Origin of the sequence: Pseudomonas sp. P5_152, assembly GCF_033989915.1 — a bacterium.
Taxonomy (GTDB): Bacteria; Pseudomonadota; Gammaproteobacteria; order Pseudomonadales; family Pseudomonadaceae; genus Aquipseudomonas.
Genome location: NZ_JASFAH010000002.1, coordinates 3,924,850 through 3,945,171 on the forward strand (window position 1 = coordinate 3,924,850; position 20,322 = coordinate 3,945,171).

Here is a 20,322-nt window from a genome sequence, read left to right on the forward strand (position 1 = left end):
TTGCTGACTGTAAAGCGACAAGCTTTCAGCAACCTTGCAGACCGGGTTGTGAGTTGCAGACGCCGCAGGCGGGCCACGGCGTCGGTTCTTTCGCTGTTGTTTAGTGCACCAGCATGCCAGTGAACCAATAGGCTTGGGCCAGTGTGATCAGGCCGACAATGGTTGCAAAGAATAGGCTGTGCTTGAGGGTGAAGCGGAACAGATCCGATTCCTTGCCCACCAGGCCGGTCGCGGCGCAGGCCACGGCGATCGATTGTGGCGAGATCATTTTGCCGGTTACGCCGCCGCTGGTGTTGGCGGCCACGAGCAAGGTGTCGCTGACGCCGATCTGGTGCGCGGTGGTCGCTTGCAGCGAACTGAACAGGGCATTGGAGGAGGTGTCCGAGCCGGTCAGGAACACGCCCAGCCAGCCGAGGAACGGCGAGAAGAACGGGAACGCCGCGCCGGTGCCTGCCAGGACCAGGGCCATGGTCGACGACATGCCCGAGTAGTTGGTGACGAAGGCAAACGCCAGCACCATGCCGATCGAAAGAATCGGCCAGCGCAGTTCGTAGAAGGTCTCTTTCAAAGTGGTCAGACCAGTTTTGAAATTGATCTTCAGCACCCACATCGAGATCAGTGCGGAGAAGAAAATCGCCGTGCCGGTCGCCGAAATCGGGTCCAGCTTGAACACCGCAGGAATGGCCGTCGGGTTGGTGACGATCGGGGCGACCTTGACCACCATCTGGTCCAGGTGCGGGATGGCGAAGTTGAACACCCAGCTGTACATCGAGCCGCCAGCGGCAAACATCGCCTTGAAGGGCTTGAGGGTCCAGATGGTCACCAGCACGGTGAGGATCAGGAACGGCGACCAGGCCTTGATGATTTCACCCAGGCTGTAGGGCGAAGCCACGCTGCTGCGTTTCTGCCCGAAACCACCGACGCTGGCGGTGACTACGGCGTCCGAAGTGACACCGGCGATCTGCGCGCCAGCGGTACGTTTAGGCTGCCAGACCTTGAGGAACAGGGTCAGGGAAATCAGGCTGGCCAGGGCCGAGGTGATGTCCGGCAGTTCCGGACCGATGAAGTTGGAGGTGAAGTACTGGGTGATGGCGAAGCTCAGGCCGGCCACCAGGGCGGCTGGCCAGGTTTCCCGCACGCCGCGCATGCCGTCCATCATGAACACCAGCCAGAACGGCACGAACAGCGACAGCAGCGGCAGCTGGCGGCCGGTCATGGCGCCGATCTTGAAGGCGTCGATGCCCGTCACCTGGCCGGCGACGATGATCGGGATGCCCAGTGCGCCAAACGCCACGGGTGCGGTGTTGGCAATCAGGCACAGGCCGGCGGCGTACAGCGGGTTGAAGCCAAGGCCCACCAGCAGGGCAGCGGTAATGGCCACCGGTGCACCGAAGCCTGCCGCGCCTTCGAGGAAAGCGCCGAAGCAGAAGCCGATCAGCAGCACTTGCAGGCGCTGGTCATCGGTAATCGACAGCACGGAGCTGCGGATCACTTCGAACTGGCCACTCTTGACCGTCAGTTTGTAGAGGAACACGGCGGCCACGATGATCCAGGCAATCGGCCACAGTCCGTAGGCAAAGCCATAACCGGCGGCGGCGAAGGCCATGTCGACCGGCATCTGGAAGGCGAAGATTGCCACCAGGATCGACAACGCCAGAGTGATGCTGCCGGCGACGTGTCCTTTGAGGCGGAACACGGCCAGGGCCAGGAAGAAAAATACGATGGGGATAACGGCCGCGAGCGCGGACAAGCCGAGACTGCCGAGCGGGCTGTAGAGCTGTTGCCAGGTTTGCATATGGGGTGGCCCCTAATTGTTGTTGGTCAGGCACTGAACGCGTACTTGGATAATTGGTAAGACCAATTTACAATCGCTGTGGGCTAGGTTAAAAGCCTTGTGGGTGGTGTGTCAATTTGCCGCCCTAAAACTTTTGTCGAATGAGCGGTGCAGGGGCCATCTGATCCGCTCGATCAAATGTGCTCTGGTAGGTGCTGGCGCGGCGTCAATAGGCCAGAATAGAGAGCCCGGCGAGCCGTCGGGATGGTGGAGAATGAGTTATGGGGTTTGATCAGGTTCGTCAGCGCCGTTTGTCTGACGATATTGTCGAGCAGCTCGAAGGGATGATTCTCGAGGGCACGCTGAAGTCCGGGGAGCGGCTGCCGGCAGAACGCGCCCTGGCTGAACAGTTTGGGGTGTCGCGGCCTTCGCTGCGCGAGGCGATCCAGAAATTGACAGCCAAGGGCTTGCTGGTCAGTCGTCAGGGTGGCGGCAATTATGTGGTCGAATCCCTGGGCTCGACCTTCAGCGATCCCCTGCTGCACCTGCTGGAGAGCAACCCCGAAGCCCAGCGTGACTTGCTGGAATTTCGTCACACCCTGGAAGCTTCATGCGCCTACTACGCGGCGTTGCGGGCGACTGAGGTCGACCGTCAGCGATTGACGGCGGCGTTCGATGAGTTGCAGGACTGCTACACCCGTCACGATGAAGTGAGCCGGGCGGAGGAGGGGGCTGCGGACGCCAGGTTTCACCTGGCGATTGCCGAGGCCAGCCACAACGCGGTGTTGCTGCACACCATTCGCGGGCTGTTCGATCTGCTCAAGCGCAACGTGGTGACCAACATCGGCGGTATGTACCAGCAACGCACGGAAACCCGCGACATGCTGATCACTCAGCACCGAGAGTTGTACCTGGCGATTATCGAAGGGCGCGCCGAACAGGCAAGAGAGGTTTCCAGTCGCCATATCCTGTATGTGCAGGAGGTGCTGGAAGAGGTGCGGCAGCAAGTGCAGCGCGAAGCCCGGGCGGAGCGGCGCAAGGGGATGTGATCATGATCGTTCCCACGCAGGGCGTGGGCACGATCAATTCAAGGCAAGAAGTTAGTCTTCCTTGCCCTTGTTGCGCACCGCGCGCTGCAGCTCGCGGCCGGCATCACGTTCGCGCTCGGTATCGCGCTTGTCGTATTCCTTCTTGCCCTTGCCCAGAGCGATCTCGCACTTGACCATGTGCTTGCTCCAGTACCAGGACAGGCATACGCACGCATAGCCTTTTTGCTGCACGGCAGCTGCCAGCTTTTCCAGCTCGCGCCGGTTGAGCAGCAATTTGCGAGTGCGCACCGGGTCGGCAATGACGTGGGTGCTGGCGGTCATCAGGGGCGTGATGTGGCTGCCGAGCAGCCAGGCCTCGCCATCCTTGAGCAGCACATAACTGTCGACCAGTTGCAGCTTGCTCGCCCGCAGACTTTTTACTTCCCAGCCGGCCAGGACCAGACCAGCCTCGAACCGATGTTCGATGAAGTAATCGTGTCGCGCCTTTTTATTCTGCGCGATGGTCCCTGTTGGGTGTTTCTTCTGTTTAGCCATAGGGGCGGCATTATAGGCAGTTGCGCGCGAGTCGGCTACGGGGATCCTGCGTGCTTGAGCGCATTGAGTGAATCCCGGACAATGCGCCCTCTTTTTTAGTGGTTGGGCGTAGTGTCGATGTCGTCAGACAAGGTTTCAGTCCACGGTAGTTGGGCGAGCCGTTGGGTATTCATACTCGCTGCAACCGGCTCGGCCGTGGGCCTGGGAAGCATCTGGAAATTCCCCTACATGGTCGGCGTCTATGGCGGCGGTGCGTTTGTCCTGGTGTTCCTGGCGTGTATCGCGTTGATCGGCCTGCCGGTGATGCTGGCGGAAACCCTGATTGGCCGCCGCGCCCGGCAAAGTCCGGCGAACGCCTTGAAGGTACTGGCGTTGGAGGCGGGGCATTCGGCGAAATGGTCCTGGGGGGCATTTGCCGGGATGATCACGGCGTTGTTGATCCTGTCTTTTTATAGCGTGGTCGGTGGCTGGTCCCTGGATTACATCATCAGCATGGGCCGGGGGGATTTCCAGGGTGTGGCGGCCGATCAGGTCGGCGCCTACTTTGAGGGGGTGATCGCCAACCCGTGGCGCCTGACACTCTGGCATAGCCTGTTCATGCTGCTGTCGGCGGCGGTCATTGCCAAGGGTGTGGTGGCGGGGCTGGAGCGCAGCCTGCGGATCATGATGCCGCTGTTGTTCGTGATGCTCCTGGTGTTGCTCGGCTACAGCATGACCACCGGGCATTTCATGGAGGGCGTGCATTTCATGTTCGACTTCGATTCGGCGAAAGTCCTTGGCGGCCTGTTGCCCGCCATGGGGCATGCGTTCTTTTCCCTGAGCGTGGGCGTGGGCTCGATCATGATCTACGGTGCGTATATGCCCAAGGATTCGTCGATCTCCGGCACCGTGGTCGGGGTTGCCCTGCTGGACACCTTTGTTTCGCTGCTGGCCGGCCTGGCGTTGTTTCCGATTGTGTTTGCCGGCGGCTTGAACCCGAGTGAGGGGCCTGGGCTGATGTTTGTCAGCCTGCCTTTTGCCTTTGGTAATGTGGCGTTCGGCCAGGTGATGGGGGTGGTGTTTTTTGTCCTGGTGGCCATTGCCGCCTGGAGTTCGGCGATCTCGCTGCTTGAACCGATGGTCGCGTACCTGGTTGAACGGACGAAAATCCGCCGGGGCTGGGTGACGTTCTGGCTGGCCTTCAGTTGCTGGTTTGTTGGCCTGGGGACGGTGTTTTCCTTCAATATCTGGAAGCAGGCCAAGTTTTTTGTGAACGACGGCGCCGGGTTCCACCTCTACCAATGGGGTGCGCGCAGCGGCCTGGACTTCTTTGGCGTGATCGATTTCTTCACCTCGCGGGTCATGTTGCCGCTCGGTGGATTGTGTTTTGTGGTGTTTGCGGGTTGGGTCATGAATCGGGGAGCGGTGCGCGACGAATTGTCGATCCGCAATCCGGCGCTGTTTGCCCTGACCTTGTTTTTGATGCGCTATGTGGCGCCCATCGGCATTCTTGTAGTGTTTGCCGCCCAGCTGTGGAAGTGACGCTGACATGACGACCCATATTCAACGTTCGGCCCTGTTGCCGTATCCGGCGCAAGCGCTTTATGACCTGGTCAATGACGTGGCGCGTTATCCGGAGTTCCTGCCCTGGTGTTCCGAGGCCAAGGTGATGGAAAGCTCCGCCGAGCATATGCGTGCCAGCGTCGGGGTGGCCAAGGGTGGGCTCAGCCAGCATTTTGTTACGCGTAACACGCTGGTGCCTGGGCATTCGATCGAGATGAACCTTGAGGAAGGGCCTTTCACCCAGCTGCATGGCCTCTGGGTGTTCAAGCCCTTGGGCGAGAAGGCCTGCAAGATCAGCCTGGACCTGACGTTCGACTACGCCGGGCCGATTGTGCGGGCGACACTGGGGCCGCTGTTCAATCAGGCTGCCAATACCCTGGTGGATGCGTTCTGTCAGCGGGCCAAGCAACTGCATGGTTGAGTCGATGATGGACGTCGAGGTGGTGTATGCCGCCGTTGATCGTCAGGTGTTGCTGGCGGTTCAGGTACCTGCGGGGTGTAGCGTGCGTTCGGCACTGCAGTTGTCGGGGATAGCCGGGGAGTTTGCGGAGCTGGATCTGGCGAGTTGTGCTGTGGGTATTTTTGGCAAGGTGGTGGTTGATCCTGAGCACTGCCTGGTTCGGACGGGGGATCGGATTGAGATTTATCGGCCGTTGTTGGCTGATCCCAAAGAGGTTCGTCGGTTGCGGGCGGCTAAGGCGGCGCGGGCTAGGGGGGATTGAGGTTTTTTTGGGGGGTATATTCGTTGTTGCGGTAGCGGCCACCTAGGGCTTCGCCCTTACGGCGAGGCACTTTTGACACGCAATAAAAAAGCCCGGCATGCCGGGCTTTTTCTTGTGTCGCATAATGTTACTGCGTGGTGTCCAACGGCTCTGGTGTTGGTACGGGTACGGTTTCTACGCCGTCGACGTCTTTCTGGATCTGGTCCAGTAGCGAGCCTGGCTTGACCGGCTTTTCTGGTTTTGGCTGTTCGACGTTTTCCACTGGGGCGGACACGCTGGTGCCGCTGTCCTTGCCCATCAGGGCTTCATCACGGCTTACGCCAGGCATGAAGTCGCCCGACAAGCTGACGAGTTGGTCGTCTGGATTGAAGATAACGCTGATGCGTTCCTGTTGGCGTTCACCGCCGCCAGGCTGCAGGCTGTACAGGTAATCCCAGCGATTGGCATGGAACGTGTCGGTCAGCAGAGGGTTGCCCATGATAAACCGTACTTGCCGACGGGTCATTCCCGGGCGTAACTGGTCTATCATGTCCTGCGTGACGACATTGCCCTGCTGGATGTCGATTTTGTAAACCCCGGGGAATGAACAACCGGCGAGTGCGAGCAGTCCCACGAAGGTGAAACTGGTTAGCAAGAGCTTGGTGTTTTGCATCGGTGGGCGACTTCCACTATCTTGGCTGGGACAACGTAAACGCCGATCATACCCGCATTAAGAGAAGCTGCGAAGCAGCATCGCGAGAAAGCTGACCATGGTTGAAAATAGCGAACTACGCAAAGCCGGCCTTAAAGTGACCCTGCCACGGGTCAAAATTCTGCAAATGCTCGATTCCGCCGAGCAGCGTCACATGAGTGCCGAGGATGTCTACAAGGCACTGATGGAAGCTGGCGAGGATGTCGGTCTGGCCACGGTTTACCGTGTACTGACTCAATTCGAAGCCGCTGGTCTTGTGGTCCGTCATAACTTCGACGGCGGCCACGCGGTCTTCGAACTGGCTGACGGCGGTCACCACGACCATATGGTCAACGTGGATTCCGGTGAAGTGATCGAATTCTTCGACGAAGAAATCGAAAAGCTTCAGAAGGCGATCGTCGAGAAGCACGGTTTCGAGTTGGTGGATCACAACTTGGTGCTGTACGTACGTACTAAAAAGTAAGCATGTCGCGCGGACTCAGGTCCGCGAAACGAACGAAGGCGACCCAAGGGTCGCCTTCGTGCTGTCTGGCCGATTCAACTTTTGGCCGTTACCACCATTTTTTTCGCGTGAGCCAGGGATTCCTTGGTCAGGTCGATACCCCCCAGCATTCGTGCCACTTCTTCTATTCGCTCGTTCTTGCTCAGTTTGGATACCGCAGTGCGCGTGGCTTGGTCGCCGCGGACCTTGTGCACAAACAGGTGTTGATGCCCCTGGGAGGCCACCTGCGGCAGGTGCGTGACCGTCAGGACCTGGCCGCGCTCGCCAAGGCGGCGCAGCAGTTGGCCGACAATTTCCGCGGTCGGGCCGCCGATGCCCACGTCCACTTCGTCGAACACCAGGGTCGGTATGCGCGAGGTTTGCGCGGTGATCACCTGGATGGCCAGGCTGATGCGCGACAGCTCGCCACCCGAGGCGACTTTCGCCAGCGCCTTGAGCGGTTGCCCGGGGTTGGCGCTGACCAACAGTTCCACCTGCTCCAGGCCATTGGGCAGCAGCTCGGCGCTGGTGTTGGCGCGTAGTTCGATGCTGAAACGCCCGCCCGGCATGCCCAGGCGCTGGATTTCCTGTTCGACGGCGTGGGCCAGGCTGGAGGAAGCCTGGTGGCGCAAGTCACTCAGTTCCCGGGCTTTCTCTTGGTAGTGGCGGGCGAAAGCTCCCAGCTCTTCGCTGAGGCGCTCGATGGACTCATCGTTGGCATTCAGGGTTTCGAGCTCGTCCAGCAGGCGTTGCTGGAGGTCGGCTACCTCGGTCGGCTGGATCCGGTGTTTGCGTGCCAGGGTATAGATGGTGTCCAGGCGCTCTTCGAGTTGCTGCAGGCGTGCCGGATCGGCGTCGAAGTTGTCGAGGAACCGGTTCAGTTCGCCGACTGCTTCTTCGACCTGGATCTGCGCACTGGTGAGCAAGTTGGTGGCTTCACCCAGGGCGTTGACCGAGTTGTTGACGCTGGACAGGCGATTGAGGCTGGCAGTCAGGGCGTTCAGCACATTACCGGAATCACTTTCGCTGCACTGCTCGACCACCTGTCGGCAAATGCCCAGCAGGGTTTCTGCGTTGGTCAGGTTTTTATGCTCTTGCTCAAGCTGCTCCAGCTCGTTGTCGCCGAGGCCGAGGTTTTCCAGCTCTTCGAGTTGATAGCTGAGCAACTGGTGGCGAGCGCGCTGTTCGTCGCCGGAGTTGGACAGGCGTTCGAGTTCCTGGCGGGTCTGGCGCCAGCGCTGGGCGGCGAGCTGGACCTGGCGGGCCAGGTCGGTGGCGCCGGCATATTCGTCCAGCAGGCGGCGATGGGTATCGGTCTTGAGCAGTGACTGGTGCTCGTGCTGGCTGTGGATGTCGATCAGCAGTTCGCCGAGGGCCTTGAGGTCGCCAAGGGGGCAGGGCGTGCCGTTGATGTAGCCGCGCGAGCGACCCTCGGCGGTGATGACCCGGCGCAGGATGCACGGGCCGTCGTTGTCCAGGTCGCGCTCGGCGAGCCAGGTGCGGGCTTCCGGGATATCAACCAGGTCGAAGGTGGCGAGGATGTCGGCCTTTTCCGCTCCCGGGCGTACCACGCCGCTGTCGGCGCGATCGCCCAGGGTCAGACCCAGGGCGTCGAGCATGATCGACTTGCCGGCGCCGGTTTCCCCTGTGATCACGCTCATCCCGCGATCCAGTTCGAGATCGAGATGTTCAACGATGGCGTAGTTGTGTACGGACAGGTGCACCAGCATAAAGGCCGCTCCCAGGCTTAATGTCTGGTTATTTATACAGTAGTTTATTTGCCCCTGACAATGCCCTCGTTTAGCTCGATTTGCTTGGTGTCGGTGTTTTTTTAAAACCTGGCGCCAGGCCAATTCAGCGGTTTTTGTGTGGGTAATGCGCTTCTGCACACGGCAGGCCCTTGAACCTGCAAATTGCGACCCCATATACCGGAACAGAAGCGCGAGTCGAGTTCGCGCACGATTTTGAAAGGAGAAATCTATGGCTGACGAACAGACGCTGGATACGCAAAATCTAGACGCCAATCAGGCTCCCCAAGCATCGGGTGAAGACCTGGTGGCTCGTGTACAAGTGCTCGAAGAGCAACTGGCTGGCGCTCAGGATCAGGCTTTGCGTGTTGCAGCTGATCTGCAGAACGTCCGCCGTCGCGCCGAGCAGGATGTAGAAAAGGCTCACAAGTTCGCGCTGGAAAAATTCGCTGGCGACCTGCTGCCGATCATCGACAGCCTGGAGCGCGGCCTGGAGTTGTCCAATCCGGACGACGAAAGCATTCGTCCGATGCGTGAAGGGATCGAACTGACCCTGAAAATGTTCCAGGACACCCTGAAACGTTATCAGCTGGAAGCGATCGATCCGGAAGGTGAGCCGTTCAACGCCGAGCACCATCAAGCGATGGCGATGCAGGAAAGCGCCGACATGGAGCCCAACAGCGTGCTGAAGGTGTTCCAGAAGGGCTACGTGCTCAATGGTCGCCTGCTGCGCCCGGCCATGGTTGTGGTCAGCAAGGCCCCGGCGCCGGTTTCGCCCTCGATTGACGAGCAGGCTTGAAATCCGCCGCAAGGCCCCCATTTATAAGTCAAGCGTTTAAGTGCTACCGCAGTTAGCCACCACTGCTGCGGCAACCAAATCCAAAGTTTCGGGAGAGTTAACATGGGCAAAATTATCGGTATCGACCTGGGGACTACCAACTCCTGCGTCTCCATCCTTGAAAACGGCAACGTAAAAGTTATCGAGAACGCCGAAGGCGCGCGTACCACTCCGTCGATCGTGGCCTACGCCAACGATGGCGAAATCCTGGTTGGCCAGTCGGCCAAGCGTCAGGCAGTGACCAATCCGCATAACACCCTGTACGCGGTGAAGCGTTTGATCGGTCGTCGCTTCGAAGAAGAAGTGGTTCAGAAAGACATCCAGATGGTCCCTTACAAGATCGTCAAGGCAGACAATGCCGACGCTTGGGTTGAAGTGAACGGCCAGAAAATGTCGCCGCCACAGATCTCGGCTGAAATCCTCAAGAAAATGAAGAAAACCGCCGAAGACTACCTCGGCGAAGCAGTGACTGAAGCGGTGATCACCGTTCCTGCCTACTTCAACGACAGCCAGCGTCAGGCGACCAAAGACGCCGGCCGTATTGCTGGCCTGGACGTAAAACGCATCATCAACGAACCAACCGCAGCTGCACTGGCTTACGGTATGGACAAGGCCAAGGGCGATCACACCGTGATCGTTTATGACCTGGGCGGCGGTACTTTCGACGTTTCGGTGATCGAAATCGCTGAAGTCGATGGCGAGCACCAGTTCGAAGTGCTGGCCACCAACGGTGACACGTTCCTGGGCGGTGAAGACTTTGACATTCGTCTGATCGACTACCTCGTCGACGAATTCAAGAAAGAAAGCGGCATGAACCTCAAGGGTGACCCGCTGGCCATGCAGCGCCTGAAAGAAGCCGCTGAAAAAGCCAAGATCGAGCTGTCTTCGAGCCTGCAGACTGACGTCAACCTGCCGTACATCACTGCAGACGCGACCGGTCCTAAGCACTTGAACGTGAAAATCTCCCGCGCCAAGCTGGAAGCGCTGGTAGAAGACCTGGTTCAACGCACCATCGAGCCTTGCCGCATTGCGCTGAAAGACTCGGGTATCGACGTTGGCGCGATCAACGACGTGATCCTGGTCGGCGGTCAGACCCGTATGCCTCTGGTGCAGAAGGCTGTTACCGATTTCTTCGGTAAAGAAGCCCGTAAAGACGTGAACCCGGACGAAGCGGTTGCCATGGGTGCTGCTATCCAGGGCGCGGTACTGGCCGGTGACGTGAAAGACGTGCTGCTGCTCGACGTCAGCCCGCTGACCCTGGGTATCGAAACCATGGGTGGCGTGATGACCGCGCTGATCGAGAAAAACACCACGATTCCTACCAAGAAATCGCAAGTGTTCTCGACTGCCGATGACAACCAGGGCGCTGTGACCATTCACGTGCTGCAAGGCGAGCGTAAGCAAGCTGCCCAGAACAAGTCCCTGGGCAAGTTCGACCTGGCTGAGATTCCACCAGCACCACGTGGCGTGCCACAAATTGAAGTGACCTTCGACATCGACGCCAACGGCATCCTGCACGTAGGCGCCAAGGACAAGGCCACCGGCAAGACCCAGTCGATCGTGATCAAGGCCAACTCCGGTCTGTCCGAGGAAGAAATTCAGCAGATGATTCGTGATGCTGAAACCAACGCCGACGAAGACCGCAAGTTCGAAGAGCTGGCGTCCGCCCGCAACCAGGGTGATGCGCTGGTGCACTCGACTCGCAAGATGGTCGCAGATGCTGGCGACAAAGTGACTGCCGAAGAGAAGGCCGCCATCGAAGCTGCAGTGGTTGCCCTGGAAGCCGCCGTCAAAGGCGACGACAAGGCTGCCATCGACGCCAAGGTCGAGGAGCTGTCGAAAGTCTCCGCGCCAGTGGCGCAGAAGATGTACGCCGAACAGGCTCAGCCAGCTGAAGGCGCAGCACCACAAGGTGAATCGGCGCAAAAGGCTGACGACGTTGTCGATGCTGAGTTTGAAGAAGTTAAAGACCACAAGTAAGTTGTTGGTCGGCCGGTTGACTGCCTTTGTGCGGTGACTGGTAGGATGTCGCCGCGCGGGAGCTTGCTCCCGCGTTGGCGTGTCTGGAGTACACGAATTTTTACCGCGTGCGACAACGTTCGCCTGCGGATGGTATGGCCGGGAATGCTCCTGCTTTTCGAGCCGCAAGTACCGTATCGAATCAAAGACCAGGATCGTTGAATTGACGTGAGTTGGGTCCGGGCCTGTATTGGGGCTCAACGAGTTTGGCAAGGCTCAGGAGGGGTTTGCCGGACGTCCTTAAGAGTGCAAAGACTTATGGCAAAGCGTGACTATTACGAAGTGTTGGGTGTCGAGCGTGGCACGAGCGAAGCAGACCTGAAGAAGGCCTACCGTCGCTTGGCGATGAAGCATCACCCGGACCGTAATCCTGACGACAAAGCGTCGGAAGAAATGTTCAAGGAGGCCAACGAGGCCTACGAAGTACTGTCCGATTCCAGCAAGCGCGCGGCGTACGACCAGTATGGTCATGCCGGTGTCGACCCAAGCATGGGTGGCGGCGGTGCCGGTTTCGGCGGGCAGAACTTCTCTGACATCTTTGGTGATGTGTTCAGTGATTTCTTTGGTGGTGGTCGTGGCGGTTCCCGTGGCGGCGCGCAGCGCGGCAGCGACCTGCGCTACACCCTGGAGCTGAACCTGGAAGAAGCGGTGCGCGGCACGACCGTGAATATCCGGGTTCCGACGCTGGTCAACTGCCAGCCGTGCGACGGTTCGGGCGCCAAGAAGGGCTCCTCGCCCGTGACGTGCCCAACCTGCGGCGGTATCGGCCAGGTGCGCATGCAGCAAGGGTTCTTCTCGGTGCAGCAAACCTGCCCGCGTTGCCACGGCCAGGGCAAGATCATTTCCGACCCGTGCAACTCCTGCAATGGCGAAGGGCGTGTCGAAGAGTACAAGACCCTGTCGGTGAAAGTGCCGGCGGGCGTTGATACTGGTGATCGCATCCGCCTGTCGGGTGAGGGTGAGGCGGGGACCCAGGGTGGGCCGACCGGCGACCTGTACGTGGTGATCAACGTGCGCGAGCACTCGATCTTCCAGCGCGACGGCAAGCACTTGTTCTGTGAAGTGCCAATCAGCTTTGTCGATGCTGCCTTGGGCGGCGAGCTGGAGATTCCGACTCTCGATGGTCGGGTCAAGCTGAAGATCCCTGAGGGTACGCAAACCGGCAAGCAGTTCCGCGTGCGTGGCAAAGGCGTTGCGCCGGTGCGTGGCGGTGGTGCTGGCGACCTGATGTGCCGTGTGGCGGTCGAGACTCCGGTCAACCTGAGTCGTCGTCAGCGTGAATTGCTGGAAGAGTTCCGCAGCTCCCTGGCGGATGACAACAGCCACTCGCCGAAAACCACGGGTTGGTTCGAAGGCGTGAAGCGTTTCTTCGGCGACCTGTAAGGAATCTGGTATGCGACGTATAGCTGTGATGGGCGCTGCTGGGCGCATGGGCAAGATTCTGGTGGAGGCGGTGCAGCAGCGCGCACCGCTCACTGGCCTGACGGCGGCCATCGTGCGCCCTGGCAGCACGCTGATCGGCGTGGATGCCGGTGAGCTGGCGTCGCTGGGGCGGATCGGGGTGTCCCTGGTGGGCAACCTGGAGGTCGTGGCGCAGGAGTTCGATGTGTTGATCGACTTCACGCTGCCGGAAGTCATGCTCAAGAACCTGGCGTTCTGCCGCAAGGCAGGCAAGGCCATGGTCATCGGCACGACGGGCCTGGACGCCGCGCAGAAGCAGGTGCTGGCCGAGGCGGGCAAGGATATTCCGATCGTGTTTGCGGCCAACTTCAGCGTCGGGGTCAACCTGTCGCTCAAGCTGCTGGATATGGCGGCGCGGGTGTTGGGTGATGATGCCGATATCGAGATCATCGAGGCTCATCACCGGCACAAGATCGATGCGCCATCCGGCACGGCGCTGCGCATGGGCGAGGTGATTGCCGATGCGCTGGGGCGTGACTTGCAGAAGGTCGCGGTCTACGGTCGTGAAGGCCATACCGGCGCTCGTGAGCGCGAGACCATTGGCTTTGCCACCGTGCGCGGTGGTGATGTGGTGGGTGATCACACAGTGCTGTTCGCCTGCGAGGGTGAGCGCCTGGAGGTGACTCACAAGGCTTCCAGTCGCATGACCTTCGCCAAGGGTGCGGTGCGTGCTGCGCTATGGCTCGATGGTCGCGAACCAGGCCTGTATGACATGCAAGACGTGCTCGATTTGCGTTAAGATGTGCCCGAAATCGGGTTCGAGCCCTGCGCTCGAGCCCGTTTTTCCCCGCCAAGCGACGCCCTGTCGCATTCTCTAGCCTTTCAGGCTCATTGGCGGTAGACCAAAAATGCCTTTTTCTGTAAGCTACAGCTTTAGTGTGTCCACTAAAAGCGCGCAGAATAATTCAGTGAAGAAGCGGGGTGACGTGTCCATACGTCACTCCGCTTTTTTACAACCTGCGATCGCCCCTTCAGGCTTTATTTACGGGAGGTCTTCTTGACTAAGCCAGCCATACTCGCCCTTGCTGATGGCAGCATTTTTCGCGGCGAAGCCATTGGAGCCGACGGTCAAACCGTTGGAGAGGTGGTGTTTAACACCGCCATGACCGGCTATCAGGAAATCCTTACCGATCCTTCCTACGCCCAACAGATCGTTACCCTGACTTACCCGCATATCGGCAACACTGGCACCACGCCAGAAGATGCCGAGTCCGACCGCGTATGGTCTGCCGGCCTGGTCATCCGTGACCTGCCTCTGGTTGCGAGCAACTGGCGTAACACCATGTCCCTGTCCGACTACCTGAAAGCCAACAATGTGGTGGCTATTGCTGGTATCGACACCCGCCGCCTGACACGCATCCTGCGTGAGAAAGGCGCGCAGAACGGCTGCATCATGGCTGGTGACAATATCTCTGAAGAAGCCGCTCTGGCAGCAGCGCGCGGTTTCCCAGGCCTGAAGGGCATGGACCTGGCGAAAGTCGTCAGCACCAAAGAGCAATATGAATGGCGCTCGACTGTCTGGGACCTGAAAACCGACAGCCACGCGACCATCGAAGCCAGCGAGTTGCCCCATCACGTGGTGGCTTACGACTACGGCGTCAAGCTGAACATCCTGCGCATGCTGGTCGAGCGCGGCTGCCGCGTCACCGTGGTGCCGGCGCAAACCCCGGCGGCCGACGTCCTGGCCCTCAAGCCAGACGGCGTGTTCCTGTCCAACGGCCCGGGTGACCCGGAGCCTTGCGACTACGCGATCCAGGCGATCAAGGAAGTCCTTGAAACCGAGATCCCGGTGTTCGGTATCTGCCTCGGTCACCAACTGCTGGCCCTGGCCTCCGGCGCCAAGACCCTGAAAATGGGCCACGGCCACCACGGTGCCAACCACCCGGTCCAGGACCTGGACAGCGGTGTGGTGATGATCACCAGCCAGAACCACGGTTTTGCCGTGGACGAAGCGACCCTGCCAGCCAACGTGCGTGCGATCCACAAATCGCTGTTCGACGGCACCCTGCAAGGTATCGAGCGTACCGACAAGAGCGCCTTCAGCTTCCAGGGTCACCCTGAAGCCAGCCCTGGCCCGAACGACGTAGCGCCACTGTTCGATCGCTTCATCAACGAGATGGCCAAGCGTCGCTGAGCGCGGGCCTAGATGTAGCAAAGCCTGAGGGTGGCCACCGCTGCGGTGACCCCCTCAAGGCTTCACAGATTGAACAAGACGGCTTGCCGACTGACCTGCGGATTTGAGTGACAAACCCATGCCAAAACGTACAGACATTAAAAGCATCCTGATTCTCGGCGCTGGCCCGATCGTTATCGGCCAGGCCTGCGAATTCGACTACTCCGGCGCCCAGGCTTGCAAAGCCCTGCGCGAAGAGGGTTACCGCGTCATCCTGGTGAACTCCAACCCAGCCACCATCATGACCGACCCGGCCATGGCTGACGCCACCTACATCGAACCGATCAAGTGGCAGACCGTTGCCAAGATCATCGAGAAAGAGCGTCCAGATGCACTGCTGCCAACCATGGGCGGCCAGACCGCGCTGAACTGCGCCCTGGACCTGGAGCGCGAAGGCGTTCTGGAAAAATTCGGTGTGGAAATGATCGGCGCCAACGCCGACACCATCGACAAGGCTGAAGACCGTTCGCGTTTCGACAAGGCGATGAAATCCATCGGCCTGGACTGCCCGCGCTCCGGTATCGCCCACAGCATGGAAGAGGCCAATGCGGTCCTCGAGAAGCTGGGCTTCCCGTGCATCATCCGTCCGTCCTTCACCATGGGCGGCACCGGTGGCGGTATCGCTTACAACCGTGAAGAGTTCGAAGAAATCTGTGCCCGTGGCCTGGACCTGTCGCCGACCAAGGAACTGCTGATCGACGAATCCCTGATCGGCTGGAAAGAGTACGAAATGGAGGTTGTCCGCGATAAGAAGGACAACTGCATCATCGTCTGCTCGATCGAAAACTTCGACCCGATGGGCGTGCACACCGGTGACTCGATCACTGTTGCGCCAGCACAGACCCTGACGGACAAGGAATACCAGATCCTGCGTAACGCCTCCCTGGCGGTACTGCGCGAGATCGGCGTGGAAACCGGTGGTTCCAACGTACAGTTCGGTATCTGCCCGGACACAGGCCGCATGGTTGTCATCGAGATGAACCCGCGTGTGTCCCGTTCCTCGGCACTCGCTTCCAAGGCTACCGGCTTCCCGATCGCCAAGGTCGCAGCCAAGCTGGCGGTCGGCTACACCCTCGACGAGCTGTCGAACGACATCACCGGCGGCAAGACCCCGGCGTCCTTCGAGCCGTCCATCGACTACGTCGTGACCAAGCTGCCGCGTTTCGCCTTCGAGAAATTCGCCAAGGCTGACGCGCGCCTGACCACGCAGATGAAGTCGGTTGGTGAAGTCATGGCCATCGGCCGGACCTTCCAGGAATCCCTGCAGAAAGCCCTGCGCGGCCTGGAAGTCGGCGTCTGCGGCCTGGACGAGAAAGTTGACCTGAGCAACCCGGAAAGCATGAGCGTGCTCAAGCGCGAGCTGACCGTGCCGGGTGCCGAGCGTATCTGGTACGTGGCGGACGCAATGCGCTCCGGCATGAGTGTTGACGACATCTTCAGCATGACCATGATCGATCGTTGGTTCCTGGTGCAGATGGAAGATCTGATCAAGGACGAAGAGAAGGTCAAGACCCTGGGTCTGACCAGCATCGACCGCGACCTGATGTTCCGTCTCAAGCGCAAAGGCTTCTCCGACATGCGCCTGGCCAAGCTGCTGGGTGTGACCGAGAAGGCCCTGCGCCGTCACCGCCACAAGCTCGAGGTGTACCCGGTCTACAAGCGCGTTGATACCTGCGCGGCCGAGTTCGCCACCGACACCGCCTACCTGTACTCGACCTACGAGGAGGAGTGCGAGGCTGCGCCATCGGGTCGCGACAAGATCATGATCCTGGGCGGCGGTCCAAACCGTATCGGCCAGGGCATCGAGTTCGACTACTGCTGCGTTCACGCGGCACTGGCGCTGCGCGACGACGGGTACGAGACCATCATGGTCAACTGCAACCCGGAAACTGTTTCCACTGACTACGACACTTCCGATCGCCTGTACTTCGAACCGGTGACCCTGGAAGACGTGCTGGAAATCGTCCGCGTCGAGAAGCCTAAAGGCGTGATCGTCCAGTACGGCGGCCAGACCCCGCTGAAACTGGCGCGTGCTCTTGAAGAGGCTGGCGTACCGATCATTGGCACCAGCCCTGACGCCATCGACCGCGCTGAAGACCGTGAGCGTTTCCAGCAAATGGTCGAGCGCCTGAATCTGCGTCAGCCGCCTAACGCTACCGTGCGCAGCGAAGACGAAGCCATTCGCGCCGCCGGCAAGATCGGTTACCCGCTGGTGGTGCGTCCGTCCTACGTACTGGGCGGCCGTGCGATGGAAATCGTTTACGAAGAAGAAGAGCTCAAGCGCTACCTGCGTGACGCGGTGAAAGTGTCCAACGACAGCCCGGTGCTGCTCGACCACTTCCTCAACTGCGCCATCGAAATGGACGTGGATGCGGTCTGTGACGGCACCGACGTGGTGATCGGCGCGATCATGCAGCACATCGAGCAGGCCGGCGTTCACTCCGGTGACTCCGCGTGCTCGCTGCCGCCGTACTCGCTGCCGGCGCACATCCAGGACGAGATGCGCGAACAGGTCAAGAAAATGGCCCTGGAACTGGGCGTGGTCGGCTTGATGAACGTACAGTTGGCGCTGCAAGGCGACGACATCTACGTGATCGAAGTCAACCCACGCGCTTCGCGTACCGTGCCGTTCGTGTCCAAGTGCATCGGTGTTTCCCTGGCCATGATCGCGGCTCGCGTGATGGCCGGTAAGACCCTGAAGGAAATCGGCTTCACCAAGGAAATCATTCCTAACTTCTACAGCGTGAAAGAGGCGGTGTTCCCATTCGCCAAATTCCCTGGCGTTGACCCGATCCTGGGCCCAGAGATGAAGTCCACCGGTGAAGTGATGGGCGTGGGTGACACCTTCGGTGAAGCGTTCGCCAAGGCCCAGATGGGCGCCAGCGAAGTGCTGCCGACCGGCGGTACCGCGTTCATCAGCGTGCGCGACGACGACAAGCCACTGGTTGCCGGCGTAGCGCGTGATCTGATCAGCCTGGGCTTTGAAGTGGTTGCCACTGCCGGGACAGCCAAGCTGATCGAAGCAGCGGGCCTGAAAGTGCGTCGTGTGAACAAGGTGACCGAAGGTCGTCCGCACGTGGTCGACATGATCAAGAATGACGAAGTCACGCTGATCATCAACACCACCGAAGGCCGTCAGTCGATCGCTGATTCCTATTCCATTCGTCGTAATGCCTTGCAGCACAAGATCTACTGCACCACCACCATTGCTGCTGGCGAAGCCATCTGCGAAGCGTTGAAGTTCGGTCCCGAGAAGACCGTGCGCCGCTTGCAGGATCTACACGCAGGATTGAAGGCATGATCAAATACCCAATGACCGTCCAGGGCGCGCGCGCCCTGGAAGAAGAGCACACTCACCTGACCAAGGTCGTACGTCCAAAGCTTAGCCAGGACATCGGTACGGCCCGCGAGCTGGGTGACTTGAAGGAAAACGCCGAGTACCACGCTGCCCGCGAGCAGCAGGGTATGGTCGAGGCGCGGATTCGTGACATTGAAGGCCGGATTCAGAACCAGGTCATCATCGATGTCACGAGCATCCCGCACACCGGCAAAGTGATTTTCGGTACTACCGTGGAAATCGCCAACGTCGAGACGGATGAGCGCGTTACTTACCACATCGTGGGTGAGGACGAGGCTGACTTCAAACTCGGCAAGATTTCCGTCGGTTCGCCCTTGGCCCGCGCCTTGATTGCCAAGGAAGAGGGTGATGTGGTGGCGGTCAAGACGCCGGGTGGCGTGATCGAGTATGAGATTGTCGAAGTCCGCCATATCTGAAGGCTGGCGCCCGCTGCGTGCGGGCGCCATGCTCTGGCAGCTGACCCAGATGTTGTGGGTTGGCGGCCTGTGGCTGCTGCATTTGGGTTTGCTGCCGGTGCTGGGCCAGATTGGCCTGGCGCCGCTGCTGATCAATGAAATTTCAAGCATGCTGAGTACGCTGCTGGTGGGTTTTTCAGCGGCGTGCGTGGTTTCTCAGGTTTTGGTGCTGGTTCAGGCCAAGGGCCTTGTCAGTCTATGGCGCGATATTCGCGGGCAACTGCTGTTGATGGCGTTGTATGCAAGCACGATGTACCTGGTGGTACGCATGCAATGGCCGGAGGCGGAGCATTGGCTTTTGTTCAGCTACCTGGTGCTGGGGTTTTCCGGTTTGCTGCTGGTGCTGCAGCCGGTGCCAGGATGGGGTGGCAGGGTGCGCGAAGCACACCCTTGACCCGTTTCATCACTTGAAGCGGTGGACGTTCGACAGTTGCTTGTTTACGCTGAAGTTCTTGCGGTAAATCAGCGCCATCTTGCCGATGACCTGTACCAGGTCCGCCTTGCCGACCTTGCACAGTTCGGCAATGGCAGCCAGGCGCGATTCGCGATCGAGGATGTTGAGCTTGATCTTGATCAGTTCGTGATCGCCCAATGCGCGTTCCAGCTCGGCTAACACACCTTCAGTCAAACCGTTGTCAGCCACCGTCAAAACTGGTTTCAGATGGTGGCCAATGGATTTGTACTGTTTCTTCTGCTCTTGAGTGAGCGGCATAATCTGACCCTTTAGTCTGGATTCTGTAAAATGGCGGCCATTTTACCCGAGGGTGCGTGGATCCGCCCAATTAATCACGACCCTAATCATCGAGGTGCCCAATGGCGCGTTCCAAGACAAGCCTTGGTTGGCTGAAAAGACATGTCAATGATCCCTATGTGAAGCAGGCGCAGAAGGATGGCTACCGTTCGCGTGCCAGTTACAAGCTTCTGGAGGTCCAGGAGAAATACAAGCTGATCCGTCCGGGCATGAGCGTTGTCGACCTGGGTGCGGCGCCCGGTGGCTGGTCGCAGGTCACCAGTCGGCTGATCGGTGGTCAGGGGCGCCTGATCGCCTCGGACATCCTGGAAATGGACAGCATTCCGGACGTGACCTTCATTCAGGGTGACTTCACTCAGGACGCAGTGCTCGCGCAGATCCTTGAGGCCGTGGGTAATTCGCAGGTTGACCTTGTGATTTCCGATATGGCCCCCAATATGAGTGGTACGCCTGAGGTAGACATGCCAAAAGCCATGTTTCTTTGTGAGCTGGCGCTTGATTTGGCCGCCCGGATACTCAAGCCCGGTGGCAATTTCGTGATCAAGGTTTTTCAGGGTGAAGGGTTTGACGCTTACGTGAAGGACGCTCGTCAGAAGTTCGACAAGGTCCAGATGATCAAGCCGGACTCTTCCCGTGGCAGTTCCCGCGAGCAATATATGCTGGCTTGGGGCTACCGCGGCCGTAGTGAGTAAAACGAGGTTTTTTTGCGGGGCGATAGGTTTTTAG

At 59.5% G+C, this 20,322-nt stretch carries 19 protein-coding genes; 14 read left to right on the forward strand and 5 right to left on the reverse strand.

The annotated features are described in order from the left end of the window. Positions 1–100 precede the first annotated feature (100 nt). Positions 101–1,795, reverse strand: a complete 1,695-nt coding sequence (locus tag QMK50_RS17650; protein WP_320333625.1) for a lactate permease LctP family transporter — start codon at positions 1,793–1,795, stop codon at positions 101–103. Between the two features lie 260 nt (positions 1,796–2,055). Between QMK50_RS17650 and QMK50_RS17655 the strand changes: the two genes are divergently transcribed. Then, complete coding sequence (locus tag QMK50_RS17655) at positions 2,056–2,823, forward strand: FCD domain-containing protein (protein WP_095169484.1); 768 nt, start codon at positions 2,056–2,058, stop codon at positions 2,821–2,823. A 51-nt stretch (positions 2,824–2,874) separates the two neighbouring features. Here the strand turns inward: QMK50_RS17655 and smpB are convergent, their stop codons facing one another. After that, on the reverse strand, positions 2,875–3,357 hold the full coding sequence (smpB, locus tag QMK50_RS17660; protein ID WP_095169483.1) for an SsrA-binding protein SmpB: 483 nt from the start codon (positions 3,355–3,357) through the stop codon (positions 2,875–2,877). Between the two features lie 117 nt (positions 3,358–3,474). On the opposite strand from smpB, the gene QMK50_RS17665 reads away from it, so the two are divergent. From QMK50_RS17665 to QMK50_RS17675, 3 genes are read left to right on the forward strand one after another with little or no spacing between them, the layout of a single operon-like run. After that, a complete protein-coding gene (locus tag QMK50_RS17665; RefSeq protein WP_320333626.1) occupies positions 3,475–4,878 on the forward strand; it encodes a sodium-dependent transporter in 1,404 nt (467 codons plus the stop codon). 7 nt (positions 4,879–4,885) lie between these two features. Beyond that, positions 4,886–5,320, forward strand: coding sequence for a type II toxin-antitoxin system RatA family toxin (locus QMK50_RS17670; RefSeq protein WP_095169481.1), 435 nt, complete (start codon positions 4,886–4,888; stop codon positions 5,318–5,320). After that, positions 5,313–5,621 carry an RnfH family protein gene (locus tag QMK50_RS17675; protein ID WP_320333627.1) on the forward strand — a complete coding sequence of 103 codons (309 nt, stop codon included), beginning with the start codon at positions 5,313–5,315 and terminating at the stop codon, positions 5,619–5,621. Before QMK50_RS17670 ends, QMK50_RS17675 begins: the two co-directional genes overlap by 8 nt. Positions 5,622–5,748: 127 nt before the next feature. On the opposite strand, the gene QMK50_RS17680 is transcribed toward QMK50_RS17675, so the two are convergent. Further along, positions 5,749–6,273, reverse strand: a complete 525-nt coding sequence (locus QMK50_RS17680; RefSeq protein WP_095169479.1) for an outer membrane protein assembly factor BamE — start codon at positions 6,271–6,273, stop codon at positions 5,749–5,751. 97 nt (positions 6,274–6,370) lie between these two features. On the opposite strand from QMK50_RS17680, the gene fur reads away from it, so the two are divergent. Beyond that, complete coding sequence (fur, locus tag QMK50_RS17685) at positions 6,371–6,775, forward strand: ferric iron uptake transcriptional regulator (protein WP_007920840.1); 405 nt, start codon at positions 6,371–6,373, stop codon at positions 6,773–6,775. A 74-nt stretch (positions 6,776–6,849) separates the two neighbouring features. Here fur and recN read toward each other — a convergent pair whose 3' ends face one another. Further along, the gene (gene recN / locus QMK50_RS17690; RefSeq protein ID WP_095169478.1) at positions 6,850–8,523 is read right to left on the reverse strand and encodes a DNA repair protein RecN; all 1,674 of its coding nucleotides are present in this window, start codon (positions 8,521–8,523) and stop codon (positions 6,850–6,852) included. 250 nt (positions 8,524–8,773) lie between these two features. On the opposite strand from recN, the gene grpE reads away from it, so the two are divergent. The 8 genes from grpE to QMK50_RS17730 all read left to right on the forward strand — a co-directional run bounded on the left by grpE (position 8,774) and on the right by QMK50_RS17730 (position 19,239). Then, a complete protein-coding gene (gene grpE, locus QMK50_RS17695) occupies positions 8,774–9,340 on the forward strand; it encodes a nucleotide exchange factor GrpE (RefSeq protein ID WP_095169477.1) in 567 nt (188 codons plus the stop codon). 102 nt (positions 9,341–9,442) lie between these two features. Beyond that, positions 9,443–11,359, forward strand: coding sequence for a molecular chaperone DnaK (gene dnaK, locus QMK50_RS17700; RefSeq protein WP_095169476.1), 1,917 nt, complete (start codon positions 9,443–9,445; stop codon positions 11,357–11,359). A gap of 297 nt (positions 11,360–11,656) precedes the next feature. Continuing rightward, a complete protein-coding gene (gene dnaJ / locus QMK50_RS17705; protein ID WP_095169475.1) occupies positions 11,657–12,781 on the forward strand; it encodes a molecular chaperone DnaJ in 1,125 nt (374 codons plus the stop codon). 10 nt (positions 12,782–12,791) lie between these two features. Further along, complete coding sequence (gene dapB / locus QMK50_RS17710) at positions 12,792–13,598, forward strand: 4-hydroxy-tetrahydrodipicolinate reductase (RefSeq protein ID WP_095169474.1); 807 nt, start codon at positions 12,792–12,794, stop codon at positions 13,596–13,598. Between the two features lie 258 nt (positions 13,599–13,856). Beyond that, a complete protein-coding gene (gene carA / locus QMK50_RS17715) occupies positions 13,857–14,993 on the forward strand; it encodes a glutamine-hydrolyzing carbamoyl-phosphate synthase small subunit (protein WP_095169473.1) in 1,137 nt (378 codons plus the stop codon). Positions 14,994–15,111: 118 nt separating this feature from the next. Beyond that, entirely contained in the window at positions 15,112–18,333 is a 3,222-nt protein-coding gene (gene carB / locus QMK50_RS17720) for a carbamoyl-phosphate synthase large subunit (protein WP_095169472.1), read from the forward strand. Continuing rightward, entirely contained in the window at positions 18,330–18,806 is a 477-nt protein-coding gene (gene greA / locus QMK50_RS17725; RefSeq protein WP_095169471.1) for a transcription elongation factor GreA, read from the forward strand. The genes carB and greA overlap by 4 nt, the downstream gene beginning before the upstream one ends. Before the next feature lie 28 nt (positions 18,807–18,834). After that, complete coding sequence (locus QMK50_RS17730) at positions 18,835–19,239, forward strand: MFS transporter (protein WP_320334528.1); 405 nt, start codon at positions 18,835–18,837, stop codon at positions 19,237–19,239. 9 nt (positions 19,240–19,248) lie between these two features. Here QMK50_RS17730 and QMK50_RS17735 read toward each other — a convergent pair whose 3' ends face one another. After that, positions 19,249–19,557, reverse strand: coding sequence for a YhbY family RNA-binding protein (locus QMK50_RS17735; protein ID WP_095169469.1), 309 nt, complete (start codon positions 19,555–19,557; stop codon positions 19,249–19,251). A gap of 101 nt (positions 19,558–19,658) precedes the next feature. On the opposite strand from QMK50_RS17735, the gene rlmE reads away from it, so the two are divergent. Beyond that, entirely contained in the window at positions 19,659–20,288 is a 630-nt protein-coding gene (rlmE, locus tag QMK50_RS17740; protein ID WP_095169468.1) for a 23S rRNA (uridine(2552)-2'-O)-methyltransferase RlmE, read from the forward strand. Positions 20,289–20,322: the final 34 nt, after the last annotated feature.